Source organism: Achromobacter veterisilvae (genome assembly GCF_900496975.1).
GTDB classification, from domain to species: domain Bacteria; phylum Pseudomonadota; class Gammaproteobacteria; order Burkholderiales; family Burkholderiaceae_B; genus Achromobacter; species Achromobacter veterisilvae.
Genome location: NZ_UFQC01000024.1, coordinates 75,950 through 98,112 on the forward strand (window position 1 = coordinate 75,950; position 22,163 = coordinate 98,112).

The window sequence follows — 22,163 nt, forward strand, 5'->3', positions numbered from 1 at the left end:
GCGCGGGGCGTCCGCGCGACGCCCCTCCCTCCCCTTGCCCTGGTAAACCCTGAGCAATATTGGCGCCAAAATAAGCTAACATTTTTTCGGCAAACATTTCCCACCTCCCGACCCCAAGGCGCGCCGCGCCGCCATCCGTCCATGACCCAGATCACCCAATTTCCCTTCGTATCGGTTTCGGGCTCGCCCGAAGCCCGCGGCCGCTCCTATGGCCAGCAAGCCGCCGACCGCGTGCGCAAAAGCGCCGCCATGTATGGCCAGACGCTGGTCGACCTGGGCTATGACGCCATGGCGCGCACCCAGCTCATCGCCAGCTTCGCCCGCGAAATCGAGAGCTTCGCCCCGCACTACCTGGAAGAAATGCGCGGCATCGCCGCCGGCGCCGACGTGCCCTTCGAGGACATCGTCATGGTCAACGCGCGCACCGAAGTCATCGCCAAGGCGCGCGCCGAAAAGAAGAAGGCCGCCGAACTCGAACCGGGCGACGGCTGCACCGGCGCCCTGATCCTGCCCACGCGCTCAGCCAACGGCCGTCTCATCCATGGCCAGAACTGGGACTGGCGCGCCGAATGCGCCGAGACCGCCATCGTGCTGCGCGTGCGCAACGATAACGGCCCCGACATCCTGACCTTCGTGGAAGCGGGCGGCCTGGCGCGCAGCGGCCTGAACAGCGCGGGCGTGTCCATCACCGCCAACTACCTGGAATCCGACCGCGACTTCCGCCAACTGGGCGTGCCGCTGTCGCTGATCCGCCGCAAGGTGCTGGAGCAGGAGCATTTCGCGCTCGCCATCAAGGCGGTGGCCACCACCCCCAAGTCCTGCTCCAACAACATCATGATCGGCATGGCCGCGGGCTTCGGCGTGGACTACGAATGCACCACCGACGAAGCCTTCCCCATCTACCCGGGCAGCGATGACCTGATCGTCCACGCCAACCACTGGGTCAGCGAAGTGGCCCTGGGCAAGCTGCGCGACACGGGCCGCGCCAGCACGCCCGAAAGCGCCTACCGCGACTGGCGCGTGCGCCGCCTGCTCAATGAAAAGCAGCAACTGACGCGAGAAGACCTCAAGCGCGCCCTGTTCGACGACTTCGGCACCCCCTATTCGGTGTGCCGCCCGCCGCGTCCGGGCAGCCACGACAACCTGTCGGCCACGGTCGCCATGGTGATCATGGAGCCCGCCGCCGGCCTGATGGAGGTCGCTCCGCTGCCCGCCCTGAACCGCAGCTTCACCCGGTACAGCCTGAACGCCGAACCCGAACTGCTGGCCGCCGCCTGAACAGGCGGGCGCCAGCGCGACCCGAGGAAGACATCGCCATGAAAATCCACCTATTGAGCGCCGCGGTTGCGCTGGCGCTGGGCGGCATGTCCGGCACGGCATGGGCGCAGGCAGCCGCGCCGCTGCGCATTTCGCTGACGGCCGACATCCGTTCCACCGAGCCCGGCGTCAACCGGGACAGCAACAGCGACGCGGTCGTGCTGCACATCGTCGAAGGCCTGGTCGCCTACGGCGAGGACGCGGAGGTCCGCCCGCTGTTGGCCAAGTCGATCGACATCAGCCCGGACGGCAAGACCTACACCTTCAAGCTGCGCGAAGACGTGAAGTTCCATAACGGCGCGCCGCTGACGTCGGCGGACGTGCTGTGGAGCTGGCAGCACTACACCGCGGAAAAATCGGGCTGGCGCTGCGCCAGCGAGTTCGACGGCCGCGGCACCGTGAAGGTCGCGGCCGTGGAAGCGCCGGACGCCCACACGGTCGTGTACCGGCTGGAAAAGCCCAGCGCGCTGTTCCTGGCGTCGCTGGCCCGCACGGACTGCGGCGGCACGGGCATCCTGCACAAGGATTCGGTCAAGGCCGACGGCAGTTGGGACAAGCCCATCGGCACCGGCCCCTTCTCGCTGGCGGAATGGAAGCGCGGCGAATACGTGCGCCTGACCAAGTTCGCCGGCTATGCCAACCGCGGCGGCGCGCGCGACGGCTATACGGGATCCAAGCGTCCGCTGGTGGACGAAGTGCGGTTCGTCATCGTTCCCGACGACTCCACGGCCAAGGCCGCGCTGGAGCGCGGCGACATCGACATCATCGAGGACCTGTCCAACAGCGACGTGCCGGTGCTGCAAAAGACGCCGAACATCAAGGTGGCGTACGCGCCCGTGATGAGCATGACGGCGCTGCTGCTGCAGACCAAGGATCCGCTGCTGTCCAATCCCAAGATGCGCCAGGCGCTGGCCCACGCCATCGACTACGCCCAATTGGCCGGCGCCGTGACCGAAGGACTGGCCCAGCCCAACAATTCCATCGTGCCGCTGGTGTCGCCCTACTACGATGCCGCGCAGAAGCAGGGCTGGAGCTATGACGCGGCGCTGTCGCAGAAGCTGCTGCAGGAAGCGGGCTACAAGGGCCAGGAACTGGTGCTGATGACGACCAAGCGCTATCCGCAGTCGTACAACTCGGCCGTGATCCTGCAAGCCATGCTGCAGGCCGTGGGCATCAACGCGCGCCTGTCGGTGGTGGAATGGGCCACGCAACTGGACCGCTACAACGCCGGCACCTACCAGATGATGGCCTTCCCCTATTCCGCGCGCCTGGACGCGGCGCTGAATTACGAGATGGTGACGGGCGACAAGGCCAAGCAGCCGCGCAAGGTCTGGGATAGCCCCGAAGCGCTGAAGCTGATCGACGCGGCGTCGGTGGACACGGACCACGCGAAGCGGCAGGCGGCGTTCGATCAGTTGCATAAGTTGTTCCTGGCGGACGTGCCGAGTATTCCGCTGTACAACGGCCTGGATATCGGGGCTTATCGGGCCGATGTGAAGGGATACCAGCCCTGGGCGGTGAAGAAGCCGCGGGCTTGGGAGGTGGAAAGGGTCGCGGGGCATTGAGGATTGGCTGGAAGGTGTCAGACACCCGGGAAGCAATGGTGCGAACCATAGGCCGTCTCGTATGGGTGTCTGACACCTCGAGAGGCCGTCTCTCTGCAGGTGTCTGACACCCTTACGGCAAGGCGCTACAGCCCAGAAGCAGCGCACCGGGGTGTCAGACACCAATCGTGGCGGCAATATCGATCCGCGGATGTCAGACACGCGTCCGCCACAACAGCGCGCGGCGTCATCACCACCCGCAAGATGCCGCGTAGGCCCCATGCCTGCCGCCCGCGCGGCCGGCATGGGGCGGGCCCCGCAAGATCTTCCGCCCCGCTCCCCCGCCGGAGGGAACCCCAAGCACACCGCCCTCCCCGGCATCCGCCAGGTTTCTACGAACAGAGCCGGTCGCGTCGGCGGCCCGGGGTGCGCGGGGAGTCGATAAGCTCGAGGGAATCCGAAGGCAGTCGCCGCAGGCGACAACGAGGATGACGCAGGGGAAGTCCGGAGCGAAGGCTCCGGACCGCAATCGTTGACCCGCGCGCCCCAGGCCGCCGACGCGGCCGGCGCCTCAAGAACTCAACGTTCCAACGACTCTCGTTACTTCCCGCCGACCACCTTGGTCTCCCACACGCGCGGCTTACCCTCCCAGACGGAGAAACCTTGCACGCGCTTGCTGTTCGCCCAGGCGTCGGCCCCGTTGTACAGCACCAGCAGCGGCGTCTGCTCCAGCATCAGCGCGTGCAATTGGTCGAACAGGGCCTGGCGCTTGGCCGGGTCCGATTCCAGGAAGCTCTCGTCGATCAGCTTCTGCGCGACGGGGTCGTCCCAGACTTTGCGCGGCTGCTTGGCCTTGTCGCCGGCGAACTGTTCGAAGCTCAGCGCCGGATCCAGCCGCGACGAATAGGTGAAGGAACTGATCTGGTATTTGCCGGTGTTGTAGCGGTCCAGTTGCGTGGCCCATTCCAGCACTTCGATCTTGGCGTTGATGCCCACGGCCTGCATCATGGCCTGCGCCATCACCGCCACCTGGTAGCTCGGCACGTGGGCGCGCTTGTTGGCGTAGATGACGATGGGTTCGCCCTTGTAGCCCGCTTCCTTCAGCAATTGCTGCGCGCGGGCCGGGTCGTACTTGTAGGTGCGCTTTTCGGCGTCCTTGTAATAGGCCGAACCCGCGTACACCGCGGAGTTGTTCAACTGGCCCAGCCCTTCCGAGGCGGCGGCCACCACTTGCGGGATGTCCAGCGAAGCCGCGATGGCCTGGCGCAGCTTCACGTTCTTCAGCACCGGGTCCTGCGTCTGGAACAGCAGCGTGTGCTTGGTCGCGTCATGCGGACTGAACACGGTCAGGCGCTGCGCGTTCTTCAGTTCGGCGACGTCGGTGCTCGTGATCTGGCCGGCGTCGATGGCGCCGGACATCAGGCCCGCCTTCGAGGTGGAGGGATCCGGCACGACCAGGAACTTCACTTCGTCCACCAGCGGGCGCTTGGATCCGACGTAGCCGTCCGGCTTGTCGCCGGCGGGCGAGACGTAGTCCTTGAAGGCCGACAACAGGGTGTATTCGCCCCGCTTCCATTCCTTGAGCGCGAACGGACCGGTGCCCACCGGCTTGATCCAGGAGCCGTCGGCCGCGACGGAATCCTTGGAAAGAATGGCCGTCATGCCGCAATCGGTGCGCGCCAGCGAATCCAGGAACACGGCGGACTTGCGGTCCAGCTTCATCACCACGGTCTGGGCGTCGGGCGCGGACACCTCGGTCACCTTCAGCCCGTTGCGGCCGTCGAAGTCGCTGCGGCAGCGCCAATCCGTCTTCGGATCCATATAGCGCTGCCAGTTCCACAGCACGTCCGCCGAGGTCAGCGGCGCGCCGTTGTGGAACTTGACGCCTTCGCGCAGCTTGAAGGTGTAGGTCAGGCGGTCTTCCGACAGGTCCACCGACTTGGCCAGCAAGGGGCCCACGGTGCCGTTTTCGCGGTAGCCGACCAGGCCTTCGACGATGTTGAGCACCACGCCGTCGGTGGTGTTGTCGCGGTTGACGCCGGGGTTGGTCGAGCGGATGTCGGCAGGCTGGGCGACGGTCAGCAGTTCGGCCTGGGCCGAACCGATGGCGGCCAGCGCCAGGCTGAGCGCGAGCGCTCTGGGAACGAAAACGTGGTGCATGCAAAGACTCCCCGGCGTGCGGCGCGAAATTCACGCATATATTGGCGCCAAAATAATCCGACAATTATGGACGGTCTGCCGGCCGCCGCCATACGGGGTATCCCTGAAACGGAGCGCCAAATGCATCGCGGCGGCCCCCTTTTCAGGATGGCCGCCGCGATGGCTGGGCAGGAATGCCCTCAGGAGATGTCCTGGCCCACGTGCGCCGCGATGATTTTCTGCAGCCGCCTCACGTCGCGCGCCTCCAGCGCGTCGACCATGTCGAAGTGCTCGCGCGCGGACATCTCGATGCGCGAGCGCGTCACCCATTCCTTGGCGGGCGCGGCGGGCCCGCGGGCGCGGGTTTCCTGGATCAGCGCGGCCAGCTCGCGGTTGCGGCACATGTCGTACATGCCGGCGTGGAAAGCCAGGTTGACCTCGTACTGTTCCAGCAGCGTGCCGTCCTGCAGCAGCTTGGCGAAGCGCTCGGCCAGCGTGCGCAGCGCTCGCACCTTGGCCGCGGTGACGTTGGGCATCAGATCCGCCGCCGCGCCGGTTTCCAGCAGAATGCGTATATCCCGGATCTGCAGGTGCAGGTCGGGATCCATGGCGTACACGTGGTAGCCCCGGTTCGGGATGTGCGCAATCAGCCGCTTGGCGGCCAATTGGTCTAGCGCCCGCCGAACGTCCAGGCGCTTGGCCTCGTAACGTTCCTGCAGGTCGATCTGTTTCAGCCAGGCGCCGGGACCATATACGCCCGCTTGGATATCATGGGCAATACGATCAACCAGGCCGGGCCGTGTCGCCGCCGCTTTCGGCATGGACCCCTCCCGTCAATCAAATCCGAAGCGCGTATTTTAGGGGCAAGTGCGCGCCGCGCCAGCGCCCGCTCGCGGCGGCGGCGTCCCCAGGGCCTACGCGGTCGCCTGCAAGGCCTTCCGCCCCTCCAGCCGCCAGCGCAGGCGGACTCCGCCCGCTTCGGTGGATTCCAGCGCCGGGATCGCGGACAGCAGGCTGCGGGTGTAGTCCTCTTGCGGACGGTCGAACACCTCGTCCCGGGTGCCCTGTTCCACGATGCCGCCATCGCGCATCACCACCACGCGGTCGGCCACCTGTTCGACCACGCCCAGGTCGTGGCTGATGAACAGGCAGGAGAATCCATGGCGCTCCTGCAGGTCGGCGAACAGGTCCAGCACCTGCGCCCGCACCGTCACGTCCAGCGCGGAAACCGGCTCGTCGGCGATCACGAAGGCGGGCCGCCGCACCACGGCGCGCGCGATCGCCACGCGCTGGCGCTGGCCGCCGGACAGCTCATGCGGGAAACGCCTGGCGTATTCGGACCCCAGGCCCACTTCCGCCAGCACCTCGTCCACCCGGCGGCGCTTGTCGGCGGCCGGCATGTCGTCCAGCATGCGCAGGCCCTCGCCCACCAGTTGCCCGATGGTCATGCGCGGGTCCAGCGAGGAATACGGGTCCTGGAACACCATCTGGCAATTCAGCCGGTAGTCGCGCCACGCGGGCGAGCGGCGGCCGACCTGCTGGTTCCGGAACAGGATCTGGCCGGACGTAGGCGTCAGCAGCCCCGCGATGGCCCGGCCCAGCGTCGTCTTGCCCGAGCCCGAGCCGCCCACCACCGCCACCACTTCCCGCGGCTTCACGTGCAGGTCGATGCCGTTCAGCGCGCGCTTGGCGCCCGTGCGGGAAAACAGCCGCTGGTGGCCCGCGTAGTCCACGACCAGGTTCTTCACTTCGACGATGGGCGCTTCCTTCGTCTGCGGACGCGCCGCCAGCCGGCGCGGCATGGCGTCCAGCAGCTTGCGGGTATAGGGATGCTGCGGTCGCTCCAGGATGCCGGCCGTGGTGCCCGTCTCCAGCACCTTGCCGTGCTGCATCACCACCATGCGCTCGGTGTAGCGCGCCACCATGGGCAGATCGTGGCTGATCATCAGCACGGCCGTATGGTGTTCGCGGGTCAGGTCGACCATCAGTTCCAGCACGTCGCGCTGCACCACGGCGTCCAGCGCCGTGGTGGGCTCGTCCGCGATCAGGAGCGCGGGTTCCAGCAGCATCACCGAGGCCAGCATCATGCGCTGGCGCATGCCGCCCGAGAACTCGTGGGGCCAGGCCTCCATCGCCGCCTTGGGATCGCGGATGCCCACGCGGCGCAGCATCTCCAGGATGCGTTCGCGCCGCGCGGCGGCCGGCAGGTCCCTGCGGTGCAGCTTCAGGCCTTCGTCCAACTGGCGCCCGATGGGCATGGACGGGTTCAGCGAAGTCATGGGTTCCTGGAACACCATGCCGATGCGCGCCCCGCGCAGCTTGCGCAGCACAGCCGGGCTCGCTTTCGTGACGTCCACGCCCTCGAACAGGATGGAGCCGCCCGCCACCGCCAGCGGCGGCGGGGTCAGGCCCATGATGGCGCGCGCGGCCTGGGTCTTGCCGCTGCCGGATTCCCCGACGATGCCGACCATCTCGCCCGGCGCCACTTCGAAGGACACCCCGCTGACGATCTCGCGTCCGCCCAGGCCTACCGTCAGCGACAGATTCGATACGGATACCAGTGCGCTCATTACACGCCCCTCATGCGGGGATCGAAGCGGTCTCGCACCGCGTCGCCCAGCAGGTTGATCCCCAGCAGCGCGAGCGCGATGGCCAGGCCGGGAAGAATGGAAAGATAGGAAGCCTGCGCCATGAACGGCCGCGCCGCCGCGAGCATATTGCCCCAGGTGGGCGCGGGCGGCGGCACGCCCAGGCCCAGGAAGGACAGCGCGCTTTCCGCCAGGATCACCCAGCCGAACATGGAGGTGGCCAGCACCGTCAGCGGCGCCACGCAGTTCGGCAGCACGTGGCGGAACATGGTGTAAAGCTCGGAGTTGCCCAGCACCCGGGAGGACTCGATGAACTCCTTTTCGCGCAGGGACAGCACCGTGCCGCGCACGATGCGCGTCACCGAAGGCGTGTAGGCCAGGCCCAGCGCCAGGATGATGCCGTACTTGTTCGCGCCCACCACGGCCAGCAGGCCCAGCGCCAGCAGCAGGCCGGGAAAGGCCAGCAGCGCATTGTTGAAGGCCATGATGATGCGGTCGGTCCAGCCCCGCACGAAGCCCGTCAGGGTGCCGATGGCCGTGCCCGCGACGATGGCGAAGGTCACGGTCAGGAGGCTGATCCAGACGCTGCTTGCCGCCCCCGCCAGCAGGCGGGACAGTTCATCGCGGCCGAACTCGTCCGTGCCCAGCAGGAATTCCGCGCCGGGCGGCCGCAGGCGGGCCGCGAAGTTGATCTTGAGCGGATCGTGGGGAGTCCAGAAGGCGCCCATGATCGCCGCGGCGATCATCAGCGCCACGATCGCGCCACCCAGCAGCGCGTTGGCGGGGATTCGCTTTTTCATTCGGCGGTCACTCTCGGGTCGAAGATGGGATAGCAGAGGTCGATCAGCAGGTTCACGATCACGTAGACCACGCCCACGAACAGCAGGCAGCCCTGGATCACGGGGTAGTCGCGGGCGAAGATCGAATCCACCAGCAGGCGCCCCAGGCCGGGGATCGTGAACACGGTTTCCACGACCGCGATACCGCCCAGCAGGTTGCCCAGCACCAGGCCGATCAGCGTCCAGGTGGGGCCGAAGGCGTTGCGGAAGGCGTGGCGCATCAGCACGGCCGATTCGGACAGCCCCTTGGCGCGCGCGTGGGTGATGTAGTCCAACCGCAGCACTTCCAGCGTGCTGGCCCGCGCCATGCGCATCAGCACGCCGATCTCGTGCAGGAACAGGGTCGCGATGGGCATGACCAGGTACAGCAGGCCGGCCTTCCAGTCGTCGCCGATGGACACGTAGCCCACCACCGGCAGCCATTGCAGCTTCAGGCCGAAGAAGATCAGGAGCAGCAGGCCCAGCCAGAAGGTCGGGATGGACACCAGCAGCGTGGCCGTTCCCACCAGGAACAGGTCCGGCGCCTTGTTCTGCTTCCAGGCCGCGACCATGCCGGCCGGCACGGCCACCAGCGCGGCGAACAGCACCGCCACCAGCACCACGCGGCCGCTGATCAGGAAGCGGTCCCACACCAGCGGCAGCACGGGCTGGCCGGTATTGATGGAAGTGCCCAGGTCGCCGTGCAGCATGTTGCCGAACCAGATGCCGAACTGGGTGGCCCAGGTCTGGTCCAGGCCCAGCTTCGCCCGCAGGTCCGCCAGCGCGGCCGGCGTGGCCAGGTCGCCCAGCAGCAACTGGGCCGGATCGCCGGGGATGAGCCGGATCATCACGAACACGGCCACCGCCACGATCAGCAGCGTGGGCACGGCCATGACGATACGGGATAGCGCGAAACGCAGCATGGCCCTCTCCTAGTTCCCGGCGCGGACGCGTCCGCGCCGCGCGCTCTTCAAGATTGCGGTGTTACGCATTGCGCAGCCTGGCCAGCGCCCCGGCCAGGAAATCCTGGACCTGGCCGACGCACTTCAGGCCGTCGTGCGGCACGTTGTCCACCAGGTCCAGCGTCACGTCCACGCCGGCCGCTTCGAACGAACGGCGCAGCGATTCCAGGCGCTCCGGGCGGTTCCTGCCGGCGGAATTGGCGCCCGGCATGAAGAACTTGCCGCCTTCGCGGTGGGTGATTTCCCAGGTTTCCAGGTCGGCCTTGCCCACGACCATGTGCACGGCCACCTTGCGCAGGGCATCCACGTCGATGCGCTTGCCGAATCGGGTTTCCGCGTCGCGCACACCCACCCACCAATCCTGCTCCGGATCCAGCAGCGTCACCGAGCCCGGCGCGCCGATCGACACGGCCCACAGGCGTTCCGGGTGCAGCAGCGCGAAACGGTTCACGAACTGGCCGCCGCCCGAATAGCCGAACAGGGCGAACTGCTTGAAATCGCGGTCGAACTTCTCGCCCACTTCCGCCACCATGTCCAGCAGGACCTGGTCATAGCGGATGTCGCCTTCGCGCAGTTGCTTGAAGCCGTCGCGGTTGCCGTCGCCCAACGGGCTGACGGGGAACAGCGGGCACAGCACGATGCAATCGTTCCAGCGGGCGAATTCCGCGAACGCGTCGCGGTATTCCACGAAGGCGCGGCCCGTGCCGTGCATGATCACCACCAGCTCCATCGGATGTCTGGCCGCGTCGATGTGCGGCGGCACATACATGCAATAGGAAAAGCGCGGGTCGGTGCGCGCGGCGAAAACGGTGCTGTGGCCCAGATCGTAGATGGCCCGGGCGCGGGCGGCGTCGGGTTGGATGGCGAGTGCTGCGTCGGACTGCATGATTTCCTCGTTTCCATGGCCGTGTCGGCGTGCCATGGTCTATGCCGGTGGTCGAAACAATGATCACATAAATTGGCGCCAATTTTAGGCGCCACTGTTCCGGATCAACAAGGCAGGGGATTCCCTAGGGCGGCACCGCGCCCGCCCGGGCGAAGGCTGGCGGCCGCGCCTCAGCCCTTCCTGAGCAGCCGCTTGGCCAGGCCGGCCGCCCCCAGCACCACGGCTCCGGCGACGATGCCGAACAGGGCGTTGAGCAGGGTGGACGCCAGCGCCTGGACCACGCCGCCTCCGCCCACGGCGGCGGCGGCGCGTTCGATGACGGCATGCACCGGCGCGATGCCGTGCGTCAGGATGGCGCCGCCGACCATGAACATGGCGGCGGTGCCCACCACCGACAGCGCCTTCATCAGATAGGGCGCGGCGCTCACGACGCGCCGGCCCAGCCAGGCCAGGGGCCGGGAGGGCTTGCGGCTGAGGTACAGGCCCAGATCGTCGAGCTTGACGATGCCGGCCACCAGGCCATAGACGCCGGCCGTCATGGCGACGGCGATGATGGACAGCACCATGACCTGGCGGGTGAAATCGGCGCCGGCCACCGCCCCCAGGCTGATGACGATGATTTCCGCCGACAGGATGAAGTCGGTGCGCACCGCGCCCTTGATCTTGCCGCGCTCGAACGCCACCATGTCGACCGCCTGGTCCTGCAGGGCTTCGGCGCGCGCGGCGTGGTGGCCTTCGGGCGAGTCGCCGTGCGACAAGTACTTGTGCGCCAGTTTCTCGACGCCCTCGTAGCAGAGGAAGGCCCCGCCTAGCATCAAAAGCGGCGTGATCGCCCAGGGCGCGAAAGCGCTGATGAGCAGCGCCGCCGGCACCAGGATCAGCTTGTTGACGAACGAGCCCTTGGCCACCGCCCAGACCACCGCCAGCTCGCGGTTGACGGGCACGCCGGTGACCTGCTGCGCATTGAGGGCCAGGTCGTCGCCCAGCACCCCGGAGGTTTTCTTGGCGGCCACCTTGGTCATGACGGACACGTCATCCAGGATGGAGGCGATGTCGTCGAACAGTGCGAAGAAACTGCTTCCGGCCATTGGGCATCCCCTGTCGCCCCGAGAGATTTCCCGAGTGTACAGGCGGACCCGCGGCGCGGCCTGGAAGGCGTTCGGCCGAGGAACGCCAGGCGCCGGGCCTACATCGCCTCGATGCGCGGATAGAGATCGCGGTTTTCGCGCTGCATGCGCTCGTGGACCCGGCGCAGCACGATGTTGGCGTCCGCCCGGAAGCCGGCCTCGTCCCGTTCCAGGCTGCCCGCGTTGTTCCAGCGCCGGGCGAAATCTTCGTAGCTTCGCGCGATCTCGTCCATTTCCTCCTGGAACGCGCGGCCCGCGCGCGCCAGGTCGGTATCCGCGCAACGCGCTAGGGCCGGATACAGGGCCCGGTCCTCGACGGCCAGATGCAGCTTGATCGTCGCGCTGATGGACACGATGCCGTGCGCGATCGCCGCCGCGTTGCGGGCCACGCCCGCGTGCGCCAGCCGGCGCAGCGACGCGATGCCCTGCAGGATATCCACGTGTTGCTGTTTGAATTTGTCGATGTTCATGCCTGGATTCCCATGCTTGAGCGGCGGGGCGGGCCACCCCGCCCCGCGCCGTCTTCAGCCCGCCGCCTGCTGGCCGCGCAACTGTCCGCCCGGACCGGCGGCGTTCTCGAACAGGATGTTGTTCTCCAGGTGGATGTGCGCCATCAGGTCTTCCTTGAAGGTCCGTATGCCCAGGTACAGCGCCCGCCAGGTATTGCAGGCGGCGCGCGGCAAGGTCAGGCCGTTGGTCAAGGCCAGCAGGCGCTCCAGCGCCACCCCGTGGTCGTCGTGCTCCATGCGCATGACCTGGATGGGCATGGCCGCCATGGCGCCGTGCCCGCGGGCCAGTATCGGGAACAGCACCTGCTCCTCTTTCTGCATGTGGCTTTCCAGTTCCTGCTGCATCACGCGCAGATGGTCCGCCAGGCCGGCCGGGCAGTCCGGGCTGTCGACATGCACCTGCTCCACCTTCAGCGCGAGCCGGATCAGTTCGGGCAACTGCTGGCGGTGCACCTCGTGGTAGCGCTCCAGGATGTGGTCGATCAGCTCGGCCGGCGAGGCCAGGCCCCAGTCCGTTTCCTGGGAGGGATTCTGCGCCAGCGCGATCAGGCGCGCTTCGATCTGCGCCGCGTCCAGCGACCGCTGGGCCGCCGCCTCGGCCAGGCTCTTCTTGCCGCCGCAGCAGAAATCCAGTTCGTATTCGTGAAAAACCTGTGTGGCGCCAGGAATGCTGCGCGCCAACTGTCCCAGGGATTGCTCAACCATGCTCATCGTGTTCTCCATTGATCATGACGGGTACTAGGAGAAGAGCGAAAACCGTGCCAGGAAAAAGTTGTGATTTATCAAGTATCTGTAAATTAAAGGGTGAATATCACCCTGGGTGATAAGGGTTATATTCACCGCCGCACGGTAGAATTCACCCTATGCAAAATCTCCTGCTCGCCGATCTGGTCGCCGACCTTCCCCCCGCCGTGCGCCTGCAGCGGCTGGTCTCCAGCCTGCGCACGCACTTCCGCTGCGGCGCCGTGGCGCTCTTGCAGTTGGAGGAAGACCATCTGCGCCCCATCGCGGTGGACGGCTTGACGCAGGACGCGCTGGGGCGGCGCTTCGCCGTACAGCAGCATCCAAGACTGGCGGCGATCCTGGCGCGGCGCGGCGTCACCTGTTTCCACCACGACAGCACCCTACCCGATCCCTATGACGGGCTGATCAACGGCATGGCGGGCGAACCGCTGCCGGTGCACGATTGCATGGGCACCAGCCTGCACATCGAAGGCCGGCCCTGGGGCGTGCTGACCCTGGACGCGCTGGAAGTCGGCACCTTCGACACCGAGGCCCAATCCGACCTGCGCGACTACATCGTGCTGCTGGAAGCGGCGCTGCGGACCACGCGGCTCGAAGCCGAGATCCGGGCGCTGCGCGTGGCGCGGGGAGCCGAGCCGGCGGACAGCGCCGCGCCCGACAGCAACGAGATCCTGGGCCAGAGCGAATCCATCGGCCGGCTGCTGCACGAGATCGAAGTGGTGGCCGACTCCGAACTGCCCATCCTGCTGCTGGGGGAAACCGGCGTGGGCAAGGAACTGTTCGCGCACCGCGTGCACCGCCTTTCGCGCCGCCGCGACAAGCCCCTGGTGCACGTGAACTGCGCCGCGCTGCCCGAATCGCTGGCCGAAAGCGAACTGTTCGGCCATGCCAAGGGCGCCTTCTCGGGCGCGGTCACCGACCGCCCGGGCCGCTTCGAGGCCGCCAACGGCGGCACGCTATTCCTGGACGAAGTGGGAGAACTGCCGCTGCTGGTGCAGGCCAAGCTGCTGCGCACCCTGCAGAACGGCGAAATCCAGCGGCTGGGCGACGACCGTCCGCGCAGGGTGGACGTGCGCATCGTCGCCGCCACCAACCGCAGCCTGCGCGACCTGGTGCGCGCGGGCGATTTCCGCGCCGACCTCTATCACCGCCTGTCCGTCTACCCGATCCCGATCCCGCCCCTGCGCGACCGGGGCAACGACGTGCTGCTGCTGGCCGGCCGCTACCTGGAGCTGAACCGCGCGCGCCTGGGGCTGCGCAGCCTGAGACTGTCGACAGAGGCCGAGGAAATGCTGCGCCGGTATCGCTGGCCGGGCAACGTGCGCGAACTGGAGCACGTCATCAGCCGCGCCGCCATCAAGGCGGTCAGCCATGGCGCCAGCCGCAACGAAATCGTGACGCTGGGCGCCAAGCTGCTGGACCTGTCGGACGGCGGCATGGATCTGGCGGAGACGGACGAAGAAAACGACGCGCCCGCGCCGTCGGGCCCCGACCAATCGCTGCGCGACGCGGTCGATGCCTGCCAGCGCCAGGCGATCCGCCGCGCGCTGGCGGCGCATCAGGGCAACTGGGCCGTCGCCGCGCGCGCGCTGGACGTGGATCCCAGCAACCTGCACAAACTGGCGCGGCGCCTCGGGCTCAAGCCGTAAAGCGGCGCGACGCGCCGCGGGAAATCATGCGGGCCTGGCGTGCGCGTCGACCATGCGACGGCCATGATTGATTGCGGCATCCACCGCCATTCCGGGAGTGGAAACGAATCCGCCCGATTCGAACAAAGGCACGGCGTGGGATTCGCCCAGTTTGTCCTGGTCTCCCGCGTATTCGACGGCGACCGTCGCGGTAAATGCGGGCCGATCGGAGCCCCCGACTGAAATCCGCGAAACGCGGGCGGTAAGCCGGTAGCCCTTGTAAACCATATTGTTGTGAAACATAAAACCCCCTGCGCGATCAAAGGGCCCTGCGGGCCCTTGACTCACAAAGCGCGGATTTGCGTGGCGTGCGGCCCTTTCGCGCCTTGCGCCGTCACGTAGCTGACACGCTGATTCTCGACGAGCACTTTATGGCCGTCGCTGACGATTTCTGAAAAATGCGCGAACAGGTCCTTGCCGCCATCCTCGGGCATGATGAAGCCGAAGCCCTTGGCGTCGTTGAACCATTTGACGATTCCGGTTTCCATGATCTCTTTCCTTTATATGCTGCGGGCACACCCGCGAATTGAGCCAGTCAAGGAAAGGACAGCGAACAATAAAGCGCCACAGAGGGAGCAAGACCGGACGAAAATCACGATGCTCGAAAAGCTTCTTGACCACTATGGACGCAGGGTTGGTGAAAGTCAATGCACGTTTCCAATTAGCACCTTGTTGAATCATTGCCCTGTTTCGAAGCTGCCTGCTGCTCTGTAAATGCCTGTTTTTCTGGGCATTTGCAGTTAATACGTAACGATCGCCCCATTTTCACGGCACCCTCCGGATAATGCGCGTATGCTGGACCGGTGGTGTTTGAACGCGCGTCGCCTCGCCGTACCGCCATACAGGAGTACGGCAATGAATACGCAACCGCTATACGCGAGCGCCGTCAGGCGCTCGATCGCGCGCCTGGCGAACGCTTGCGTCAAGCTGCTGCCTGGCAGCTCGACACCCCCCGATGGCGGACGCAAGCGCGACGCGCAGCGCGATTCGCGCCCCACCCACGCGGCCATCTCTTCCCCTTGGCGCATCTACCGCATCTACGCCCGCCCGGGCCACCTGCTGCTGCGCAACGAACAAGGCGTGGTGCTGGACCTGGGCGTGATGAAGGGCTCCGAACCCAATCTGACCTACCGGCTGTACGCGAAGAACCTGCAAGGGCAAGGCTTCGCCACGCGCACCCTGCTTCTGGACGACATCGCCCGCCGCATCGAAGCCGGGGACATCGGCAAAGAGCTGCTCAGCCTGCCCGAATGCAGCATGCCCCTGGGCGCCGACCTGGATCGCGGCACGCACATCGACGTGTCGATGAAGCTCGCGCGCTAAAAGCGCGCCGCGCAAGGCGGCCGCGCGCCTACTCGATCTTGATGCCCGTATCCCGTATCAGCCGGTCCCAGCGCTGCGATTCGGTTTGCACCCGTTGCCGGAATTCTTCCGGGGTGCTGGACACGATGTTGAAGCCGCCCTGCTCCATGCTGTTCCTGACCTGCGGCGCCGCCAGCGTATCGCTCAGCGCCTGCCGCACCCGCTGGCGCACCTCGGGCGGCAGGCCCGCCGGCGCCAGCATGCCGACCCAGGAATAGGCCTCGAAACCCGGCACCAGCTTGGCGATGGGGGGCACGTCCGGCAGCGCGGGCGCGGGCTGTTCCGTGCCGATGGCCAGGGCGTTCAGCCGCCCGCCCTGCACGAAACCGATGATGGTGGGCAGGCTGGCGATCACCACGTCCACCTCGCCGCCCAGGACCGCGTTGAACATCGGTCCGCCTCCGCGGTAAGGCACGTGCGTCAACTTGATGTCCGTGCGCGCGGCCAGGGCCGCCAGGTTGAGGTGATTGGAGCCTCCCACTCCGGACGACCCATAGTTCACCTGCCCCGGATGCGCGCGCGCATAGTCCAGGAATTGCTGCAAGGTGGTGATGCCGGTCTTCCTGGCGGTCAGCAGCACCGCGGGCATGGTGCCGATCAGGCTGATGTAGTCGAACGACTTCATCGTGTCGTATTGCAGGTTCTTGTACAGCGAGCCGTTGACCGCATGCGAATCGAAGGCCAGCATCAGCGTATAGCCGTCGGCCGGCGCGCGCGCCAGTTCGGCCGTGCCGATGGTGCCGGACGCGCCGCCCTTGTTGTCCACCACCACGGTCTGCCCCAGCTTCTGCGACAGCACCGGCGCGATGTTGCGCGCCACGTAGTCCACCGAACCGCCCGGCGGAAACGGCACGATCAGCCGCACCGGCCTGTCCGGATAGCCTTGCCCCCATGCCGCCCCCGCGGCGGCGCAAAGCGCCGCCGCAGCGATGACGGAACGCCATCGTTGCTTGATCATGCCCAGTCTCCTTTGGTGGTATGCGGGCCGCTATGCTGCGGCCCTTATCGGTTCACATCGACGACGATGCGGCCTCGTATCCTGCCCTCCAGCAGCGGCGCCGCGACGGCCGCAATCTCCGACAGCCCCAGCTCGCGCGTGTTGGCCTCCAGCATGCCGCGCGGCAGTTCCCCGGCCAGCCTGCGCCACGCCTCCTCGCGCAATCCCATGGGCGCGTAGACGCTGTCCACGCCGATCAGGGCCACGCCGCGCAGGATGAACGGCGCCACCGTAGCGGGCAGGTCCATGCCCTGAGCGAGGCCGCAGGCCGCCACGGGCGCGCCGTAGCGCATGCCGGCCAGCACATTGGCCAGCGTATGGCTGCCGACGCAATCGACGGCCGCCGCCCATGCCTCCTTCTGCAGGGGCTTGCCCGGCGCCGAAAGCGAGGCGCGGTCCAGGATGCCGCTGGCGCCCAGGCTGTACAGGTAATCCGCTTCCTGAGGGCGCCCGGTGCTGGCCGTAACCGCATAGCCCTGGCCCGCCAGCAGCGCGATGGCCACGGTCCCGACGCCGCCGTTGGCGCCCGTGACCAGCACCGGCCCGCCTTCGGGCGTGGCGTTGTGGCGTTCCAGCGCCATCACGCACAGCATCGCGGTATAGCCGGCCGTGCCGATGGCCATGGCCTGGCGGGCATCCATGCCCGCGGGCAGGCGCAGCAGCCAGTCGGCCGGCACGCGCGCGGCCTGCGCCAAGCCGCCCCAGCGCGTTTCGCCCAGGCCCCAGCCGTTGAGCAGCACGGCGTCGCCCGGTTTGAAGCGCGGATCGGCGCTCCGGCGCACCGTGCCCGCGAAATCGATGCCCGGCACCATGGGAAAGCTGCGCACCACGGGCGACTTGCCGGTGATCGCCAGGGCGTCCTTGTAGTTCAGCGACGAGTACGCAACGTCCACCAGCACCTCGCCCTCGGGCAGTTCGTCCTCGGCGATCCGCTCCAGCCGCGCCTGCGTGGCGCCGTCTTCGCCGCGCGTCAGTTTCAATGCCTGGTACGGCATTCCCCTCTCCCCGTCAGTGGCGGCGCCGGGCGCGATGGCGCGCGGCGCCGTGGCGAACCGCGACGCCAGCCCGGCCGCGATGCGCTCGTTCATCATTTCCGTGGTGCCGTCGGCGAAGCACAGCGCCTTGGCGGCCAGCAGCCGCCGCGCCATGCCCTGGTCCGGCAGCAGCCCGCCCGCGCCCAAGGCCTGCGCGCAGGCGGCGACGGCGTCCAGGCATTCTTCGCCGGCGTACTTCTTGGCCATGGCGGCCGCGGGCACGGCTTCGCCGGATCCCGCGTCGATCAGGCCGGCGGCGCGGTCCGTCAGCATCCGCAGGATCTGCAGCCGCGTCGACACGTCCGCCAGCGACCAGCGCAGGCCCTGCTGTTCGATGATGGGGCGGCCGAAAGCCTGGCGCGTGGAGGCGTGCCGCACCGCCAGCCGCAGCGCGCTGTCGAGCAGGCCCGCGGCCATCGCCGCGATGTGCGTGCGCGCCTTGTTCACGCCGGCCAGCGCCATGGGGAACCCCTGGCCCGGCGCGTAAAGCATGTCGCTGTCCTCGGCCGGATAGCCCGCCAGGCGGATGCCGGCGATGCCGGCCGCGCCCAGCCCCTCCAGCGGCGCGCCGTCCACGCGCTCGCATTGCGGCGCGCGCAGGTCGACGATGAAGCAGGCGATCCCCCCCGGCCCGCGGGCCGGATCCGTCTGCGCGAACACCAGCGCCAGCTCGCCGCCCGCGGCATTGGCCACCCAGGCCTTCTCGCCGTCCAGGATCCAGCCTCCGCCCTCGCCGCGCCGAGCCCGCGTGGCGATGGCGGCGAAATCGCTGCCGGCGCGCGGCTCCGACATCGCGGTGCCGCCGACCAGGTCTCCCGCCAGCAGCCCCGGCAGGTAGCGCGCGCGGGCCGCGGCGCTGCCGTGTTCGGCAATGCGCAGCGCCACGTTGTGCTGGTTGATGAAGGCGAAGGCGAACGCGAAGTCGGCCGCGGCCAGCGTTTCCGCCACCCTGGCGCGCATGCGGTAGGGCAGGCCCAGCCCGCCGTCGCCGGCCGGGACCTCGATGCCGCCATAACCCAGCCGGCACGCGCGCCGGATCAGACCGCCGGCCCAGGGCTGCGCGCCGCAGCCCGCCGCCGCCAAGGGCGCCACCTCGCTTTGCGCGAAAGCCGCCACGCCGCTCAGCAGTGCGCGCGCGTCCTCGCCCAGCCCCGCGTCGCGCTCGTCCACGGCGGCCGTCATTGCGCCGCTCCCGCCAGCGAGGCGCCGGTCCCGATCGCGCCGGCCGCCTGCAGGGCGGCCAGGCTATCGTCGTCGTAGCCCGCCATGCTGCGCAGCAGCGCCGCCGTGTCCTGCCCCAGCGCCGGCGGATAGCCCAGGCTCGGCTGGCCGGCGAACTTGAAGGGATTGCCCAGCATGCGCACCGGCTCGCCGCCCTGCGGCCTGGCCACGGCTTCCACCATGCCGCGGGACGCCGCCAGCGGATGCGCCAGCGCTTCGTCCACGCCCAGCACCAGCGCGGCGGGCACCCGCCGCGCCTCGAAAATGTCCAGCCATGCCTGCGCCGTGCGCCGGCCGATGGCGCCCGCCAGGTCTTCGGTCAGGGCGTCGACATTGGCCACGCGCGCCGCCGCGGTGGCATAGCGGGCGTCCGCCGCCAGCCCGGGCAGCCCGATGGCCTCGCACAAGGCCTGCCAGAACGCATCGCCCGTGGGCGCCAGGGCGATCCAGCGCCCGTCCGACGTGCGGTAGATATCGCTGGGCGCGATCATCGCGTGGCGCGCTCCACTGGCGCGCGGCGCCGGGCCGCCTTGCAGGTAGCCCTGCGCCTGCCAGGTCAGCATGGCCATCTGCGCGTCGAACAGGGACACCTGGACGCGTTCGCCCGCACCGGTGGCCTGCGCCTGCACCAGGCCCGCCGCCACGCCCAGCGCCAGGTAGAGCCCGCCCGCCAGATCCGCCACCTGGTAGCCCACCCGCACCGGCTTGCCGCCGGCCTCGCCGGTAATGCTCATCAGCCCGGACATGGCCTGCAACATCAGGTCGAACGCCGGCGCCCCCGCGTAGGACCCCTTATCGTCCAGTCCGATCAACTGGCCGACGACGATGCGGGGATTGATCGCGGCCAGCGTGCCGTGGTCCAGGCCCAGCCGCGCCGGCACATCCGACGCGAAGCCGTAGATCACCGCGTCCGCTTCGCGCACAAGGTCCTGGAAGGCCTGGCGGCCCAGCGGATGCTTCAGGTCCAACGCCACGCTGCGCTTGCCCCGGTTCACCGACAGGAAGAACGGCGAATCCCGCGTATCGGACACCGGCGGCACGGAACGGGCGTAGTCGCCACCCACCGGTTCCACCTTGATGACCTCGGCGCCCAGTTGTGCCAGCAACTGGCCGGCGAACGGCCCGCCCAGCACCCACGTCAGATCCAGTATGACCTTGCCCTGCAGCATGCCCGCCACCCTCCGGTGAGTTAAATTCACAGCGTTTCGCGGCACGGCATCCGCCGCCGCGATTCCCGGTTCTGCAACCATGCGGCGTATTCCAGCACGGGGCGCGCGCAAGGGCCAGGCATCATTTCTCGCGACTGCTGTGAGGTAAATTCACAATGAAGCCCAGACTACCGCCGCTGACCTCCATCCGCGCCTTCGAATCCGCCGGCCGCCAACTGAGCTTCACGCAGGCGGCCGACGAGCTGTCCGTCACGCATGGCGCGGTCAGCCACCAGATCAAGGCGCTGGAAGACTGGCTGGGCGTGAAGCTGTTCCGCCGCCTGGGCAAGAAAATCGAATTGACGGACCAGGGGCGGCTGTATCTCGACACCATCAGCCCCGCGCTGAACGCCATCGCCTCGGCCTCGCGCAGCCTGCGCTCGCGCGAGGTGCTGCGCGTCAATGCGCTGCCCACCTTCACCATGCGCTGGCTGTTTCCCCGGCTGGCGAAGTTCCGCGAACAGTACCCCGAAGTGGAAGTGGAGATATCCACCGGACTGGAACCCTTCAGCCGCCTGCCTTCCAACCTGGACGTGGTGATCCGGCGCGAAGCCGAGCCGGCGCCCGGGCTCTACAAGCGCCGTGTGCTGAACGAGAGTTTCTTTCCGGTATGCGCCCCGGGACTGCTGCGGCGCCTGCCGCTTGCGCGCATCACCGATCTGTCGCGCCACACGTTCCTGCACTGCCGCGCCCGGCGCAGCGCGTGGAACGACTGGCTCGCCAGCGTGCAGCACAGCCGCGTCGTGCCGGCCGAATCGCTGGAGCTCGAACACCTGTATTTCGCGCTGCAGGCCGCGCTGGACGGCCTGGGCATGACGATAGGCTATTCCTCGCTGGTGGCCAGCGACATCGAGGACGGGCGGCTGGTGGCGCCGTTCGGGCCGCTCACCGTGCAATCGCCGGGCTACTTCCTCATCGTCCGCGAAGAGCGCCGCCACGACCCGCTGCTCAAGACGTTCTGCGACTGGCTCATGGTCGAGGGCGAACGCTTCAACAAGCACATGGAAACGCTGGTGCCGGGGGGCTGAACGGCACGACGCGTCAGCGCGGGGCCGGCACGGCCTCCAGCACGATCTCCGCGACCAGTTTGCCGGATTCCCATTGCGGCATGTGCCCGGCGTCGGGCAGCAGGTGCAGCGCCGTCCTGGGCGGCGCGTTCAAGGCATGCTTCCATGGAACGATCGCATCGCGCCGTCCGTGGATGATGGTGCAGCGGCAGGGCGCGTTGGCCAGGTCGGGGCCGATGTGCACCTGCTGCACGCCGTTCCAGCCCACCGACCGGCACAACTCGATCAGCGTTTCGCGGCGCGCCTGCGTGCCCTGGCGCAGTGCGTCGATGAAGGCTGCCGACGGCGTCATGCCCGAGACCGTGAGCTTCTCCAGTTCGCGCTGCGCCGCCTCGTTGGTGGCGGCGTGCGTCATGCCCGTGAGGAAGCTCTGGTCGATTTCGGTGCCCAGCCCCACCGGCGCGATCAGGATCAGCGCTTCCGCCCCGATGCCTGGCCGCGACGCCGCCCTGGCCGCGACCGCGGCGCCGAACGAATGGCCCACCAGCGTCACCGGCCCGACGCACTGGGAAGCGATGGCGTCCGCCACGGCATCGACGACGTCCTCGAACCGCGTCGCCCGCGAACGCGTTTCGCCGTGGCAGGGCAGGTCCATCGCCAGCACGCGCACGCCGGCCCGGCTCAGCGCGTGCGCCAGGCTGGCCCAGGTATCCCGGTCTCCGAACATTCCATGGACGAGCGCGACCGTCGGGCCGCCTGACCGGGCTCCGCCCTCCCACAAGCTCAGGCGGACGTCCCCGTGCCGCGTCGCCGCCCAGGCTTCCCTCGGGCTCGCCTGGCCGCCGTCGCGGGCTTGCGGCCGGGCCTGCCCGATATCCGCCACGGTCACGCGGCCGTTCGGGCCGGATCCCTGGACCGCGTCCAGCGCAATGCCGCGCTCGGCCGCGACGCGCCGCGCCGCGGGCGTGGCGAACTTGCGCGTGCCGGGCAGCGCGGCCTGCGGCGCCGCTTG

19 protein-coding genes and 1 pseudogene are annotated in these 22,163 nt (G+C 68.2%); 5 read left to right on the forward strand and 15 right to left on the reverse strand.

The window, feature by feature from the left end; translation table 11 throughout:
* Window positions 1-141 precede the first annotated feature (141 nt).
* Window positions 142-1,278: a C45 family autoproteolytic acyltransferase/hydrolase gene (locus AVE30378_RS20970; protein WP_129242938.1), complete on the forward strand. Its 1,137-nt coding sequence runs from the start codon at window positions 142-144 to the stop codon at window positions 1,276-1,278.
* 38 nt (window positions 1,279-1,316) lie between these two features.
* Entirely contained in the window at window positions 1,317-2,882 is a 1,566-nt protein-coding gene (locus AVE30378_RS20975; protein ID WP_129242940.1) for an ABC transporter substrate-binding protein, read from the forward strand.
* A 579-nt stretch (window positions 2,883-3,461) separates the two neighbouring features.
* Here AVE30378_RS20975 and AVE30378_RS20980 read toward each other — a convergent pair.
* The 9 genes from AVE30378_RS20980 to ytfE form a co-directional block, all read right to left on the reverse strand.
* A complete protein-coding gene (locus AVE30378_RS20980) occupies window positions 3,462-5,021 on the reverse strand; it encodes an ABC transporter substrate-binding protein (protein WP_129242943.1) in 1,560 nt (519 codons plus the stop codon).
* A gap of 179 nt (window positions 5,022-5,200) precedes the next feature.
* Entirely contained in the window at window positions 5,201-5,821 is a 621-nt protein-coding gene (locus tag AVE30378_RS20985) for a GntR family transcriptional regulator (RefSeq protein WP_129242944.1), read from the reverse strand.
* A 93-nt stretch (window positions 5,822-5,914) separates the two neighbouring features.
* Window positions 5,915-7,570, reverse strand: a complete 1,656-nt coding sequence (locus AVE30378_RS20990) for an ABC transporter ATP-binding protein (protein ID WP_129242946.1) — start codon at window positions 7,568-7,570, stop codon at window positions 5,915-5,917.
* On the reverse strand, window positions 7,570-8,388 hold the full coding sequence (locus AVE30378_RS20995; protein WP_129242948.1) for an ABC transporter permease: 819 nt from the start codon (window positions 8,386-8,388) through the stop codon (window positions 7,570-7,572). The genes AVE30378_RS20990 and AVE30378_RS20995 overlap by 1 nt, the downstream gene beginning before the upstream one ends.
* Complete coding sequence (locus AVE30378_RS21000; RefSeq protein ID WP_129242950.1) at window positions 8,385-9,329, reverse strand: ABC transporter permease; 945 nt, start codon at window positions 9,327-9,329, stop codon at window positions 8,385-8,387. The genes AVE30378_RS20995 and AVE30378_RS21000 overlap by 4 nt, the downstream gene beginning before the upstream one ends.
* Window positions 9,330-9,390: 61 nt before the next feature.
* A complete protein-coding gene (locus AVE30378_RS21005; protein WP_129242953.1) occupies window positions 9,391-10,254 on the reverse strand; it encodes an alpha/beta hydrolase family protein in 864 nt (287 codons plus the stop codon).
* Window positions 10,255-10,424: 170 nt separating this feature from the next.
* Window positions 10,425-11,342, reverse strand: a complete 918-nt coding sequence (locus AVE30378_RS21010; protein ID WP_129242955.1) for a DUF808 domain-containing protein — start codon at window positions 11,340-11,342, stop codon at window positions 10,425-10,427.
* Between the two features lie 98 nt (window positions 11,343-11,440).
* Window positions 11,441-11,851 (reverse strand): hemerythrin domain-containing protein, encoded by a 411-nt coding sequence (locus AVE30378_RS21015; protein WP_129242957.1) that lies wholly within the window; start codon window positions 11,849-11,851, stop codon window positions 11,441-11,443.
* Window positions 11,852-11,905: 54 nt separating this feature from the next.
* A complete protein-coding gene (gene ytfE, locus AVE30378_RS21020) occupies window positions 11,906-12,601 on the reverse strand; it encodes an iron-sulfur cluster repair protein YtfE (protein ID WP_129242959.1) in 696 nt (231 codons plus the stop codon).
* Window positions 12,602-12,753: 152 nt separating this feature from the next.
* On the opposite strand from ytfE, the gene norR reads away from it, so the two are divergent.
* Complete coding sequence (gene norR / locus AVE30378_RS21025; RefSeq protein ID WP_129242961.1) at window positions 12,754-14,283, forward strand: nitric oxide reductase transcriptional regulator NorR; 1,530 nt, start codon at window positions 12,754-12,756, stop codon at window positions 14,281-14,283.
* Between the two features lie 323 nt (window positions 14,284-14,606).
* On the opposite strand, the gene AVE30378_RS21035 is transcribed toward norR, so the two are convergent.
* A complete protein-coding gene (locus AVE30378_RS21035; protein ID WP_129242965.1) occupies window positions 14,607-14,810 on the reverse strand; it encodes a cold-shock protein in 204 nt (67 codons plus the stop codon).
* A gap of 367 nt (window positions 14,811-15,177) precedes the next feature.
* Here AVE30378_RS21035 and AVE30378_RS21040 point away from each other — a divergent pair, with 367 nt between their 5' ends.
* On the forward strand, window positions 15,178-15,645 hold the full coding sequence (locus AVE30378_RS21040) for a hypothetical protein (RefSeq protein ID WP_129242968.1): 468 nt from the start codon (window positions 15,178-15,180) through the stop codon (window positions 15,643-15,645).
* 28 nt (window positions 15,646-15,673) lie between these two features.
* Here the strand turns inward: AVE30378_RS21040 and AVE30378_RS21045 are convergent, their stop codons facing one another.
* From AVE30378_RS21045 to AVE30378_RS21055, 4 genes and pseudogenes are all read right to left on the reverse strand, one after another.
* Window positions 15,674-16,642 carry a tripartite tricarboxylate transporter substrate binding protein gene (locus tag AVE30378_RS21045; RefSeq protein WP_129242970.1) on the reverse strand — a complete coding sequence of 323 codons (969 nt, stop codon included), beginning with the start codon at window positions 16,640-16,642 and terminating at the stop codon, window positions 15,674-15,676.
* 44 nt (window positions 16,643-16,686) lie between these two features.
* Window positions 16,687-17,676 carry an acrylyl-CoA reductase (NADPH) gene (acuI, locus tag AVE30378_RS32895; protein ID WP_244235112.1) on the reverse strand — a complete coding sequence of 330 codons (990 nt, stop codon included), beginning with the start codon at window positions 17,674-17,676 and terminating at the stop codon, window positions 16,687-16,689.
* 78 nt (window positions 17,677-17,754) lie between these two features.
* A pseudogene (locus AVE30378_RS32900) lies at window positions 17,755-18,897 on the reverse strand (acyl-CoA dehydrogenase family protein); the annotation flags it as partial.
* Complete coding sequence (locus AVE30378_RS21055; RefSeq protein WP_129242974.1) at window positions 18,894-20,105, reverse strand: CaiB/BaiF CoA transferase family protein; 1,212 nt, start codon at window positions 20,103-20,105, stop codon at window positions 18,894-18,896. The gene AVE30378_RS21055 and the pseudogene AVE30378_RS32900, both read right to left, overlap by 4 nt.
* A gap of 155 nt (window positions 20,106-20,260) precedes the next feature.
* Here AVE30378_RS21055 and gcvA point away from each other — a divergent pair, with 155 nt between their 5' ends.
* Window positions 20,261-21,172: a transcriptional regulator GcvA gene (gene gcvA / locus AVE30378_RS21060; protein ID WP_129242976.1), complete on the forward strand. Its 912-nt coding sequence runs from the start codon at window positions 20,261-20,263 to the stop codon at window positions 21,170-21,172.
* Between the two features lie 13 nt (window positions 21,173-21,185).
* Here gcvA and AVE30378_RS21065 read toward each other — a convergent pair.
* A partial coding sequence (locus tag AVE30378_RS21065; protein ID WP_129242978.1) for an alpha/beta fold hydrolase occupies window positions 21,186-22,163 on the reverse strand: 978 nt, incomplete at its 5' end.

What these genes read in the sequence shown, in the direction of transcription:
- AVE30378_RS20970 (WP_129242938.1), top strand. Translation starts at nt 142, where the DNA reads ATGACCCAGATCACCCAATTTCCCTTCGTATCGGTTTCGGGCTCGCCC.
- AVE30378_RS20975 (WP_129242940.1), top strand. Translation starts at nt 1,317, where the DNA reads ATGAAAATCCACCTATTGAGCGCCGCGGTTGCGCTGGCGCTGGGCGGC.
- AVE30378_RS20980 (WP_129242943.1), bottom strand. Translation starts at nt 5,021, where the DNA reads ATGCACCACGTTTTCGTTCCCAGAGCGCTCGCGCTCAGCCTGGCGCTG.
- AVE30378_RS20985 (WP_129242944.1), bottom strand. Translation starts at nt 5,821, where the DNA reads ATGCCGAAAGCGGCGGCGACACGGCCCGGCCTGGTTGATCGTATTGCC.
- AVE30378_RS20990 (WP_129242946.1), bottom strand. Translation starts at nt 7,570, where the DNA reads ATGAGCGCACTGGTATCCGTATCGAATCTGTCGCTGACGGTAGGCCTG.
- AVE30378_RS20995 (WP_129242948.1), bottom strand. Translation starts at nt 8,388, where the DNA reads ATGAAAAAGCGAATCCCCGCCAACGCGCTGCTGGGTGGCGCGATCGTG.
- AVE30378_RS21000 (WP_129242950.1), bottom strand. Translation starts at nt 9,329, where the DNA reads ATGCTGCGTTTCGCGCTATCCCGTATCGTCATGGCCGTGCCCACGCTG.
- AVE30378_RS21005 (WP_129242953.1), bottom strand. Translation starts at nt 10,254, where the DNA reads ATGCAGTCCGACGCAGCACTCGCCATCCAACCCGACGCCGCCCGCGCC.
- AVE30378_RS21010 (WP_129242955.1), bottom strand. Translation starts at nt 11,342, where the DNA reads ATGGCCGGAAGCAGTTTCTTCGCACTGTTCGACGACATCGCCTCCATC.
- AVE30378_RS21015 (WP_129242957.1), bottom strand. Translation starts at nt 11,851, where the DNA reads ATGAACATCGACAAATTCAAACAGCAACACGTGGATATCCTGCAGGGC.
- ytfE (WP_129242959.1), bottom strand. Translation starts at nt 12,601, where the DNA reads ATGAGCATGGTTGAGCAATCCCTGGGACAGTTGGCGCGCAGCATTCCT.
- norR (WP_129242961.1), top strand. Translation starts at nt 12,754, where the DNA reads ATGCAAAATCTCCTGCTCGCCGATCTGGTCGCCGACCTTCCCCCCGCC.
- AVE30378_RS21035 (WP_129242965.1), bottom strand. Translation starts at nt 14,810, where the DNA reads ATGGAAACCGGAATCGTCAAATGGTTCAACGACGCCAAGGGCTTCGGC.
- AVE30378_RS21040 (WP_129242968.1), top strand. Translation starts at nt 15,178, where the DNA reads ATGAATACGCAACCGCTATACGCGAGCGCCGTCAGGCGCTCGATCGCG.
- AVE30378_RS21045 (WP_129242970.1), bottom strand. Translation starts at nt 16,642, where the DNA reads ATGATCAAGCAACGATGGCGTTCCGTCATCGCTGCGGCGGCGCTTTGC.
- acuI (WP_244235112.1), bottom strand. Translation starts at nt 17,676, where the DNA reads ATGCCGTACCAGGCATTGAAACTGACGCGCGGCGAAGACGGCGCCACG.
- AVE30378_RS21055 (WP_129242974.1), bottom strand. Translation starts at nt 20,105, where the DNA reads ATGCTGCAGGGCAAGGTCATACTGGATCTGACGTGGGTGCTGGGCGGG.
- gcvA (WP_129242976.1), top strand. Translation starts at nt 20,261, where the DNA reads ATGAAGCCCAGACTACCGCCGCTGACCTCCATCCGCGCCTTCGAATCC.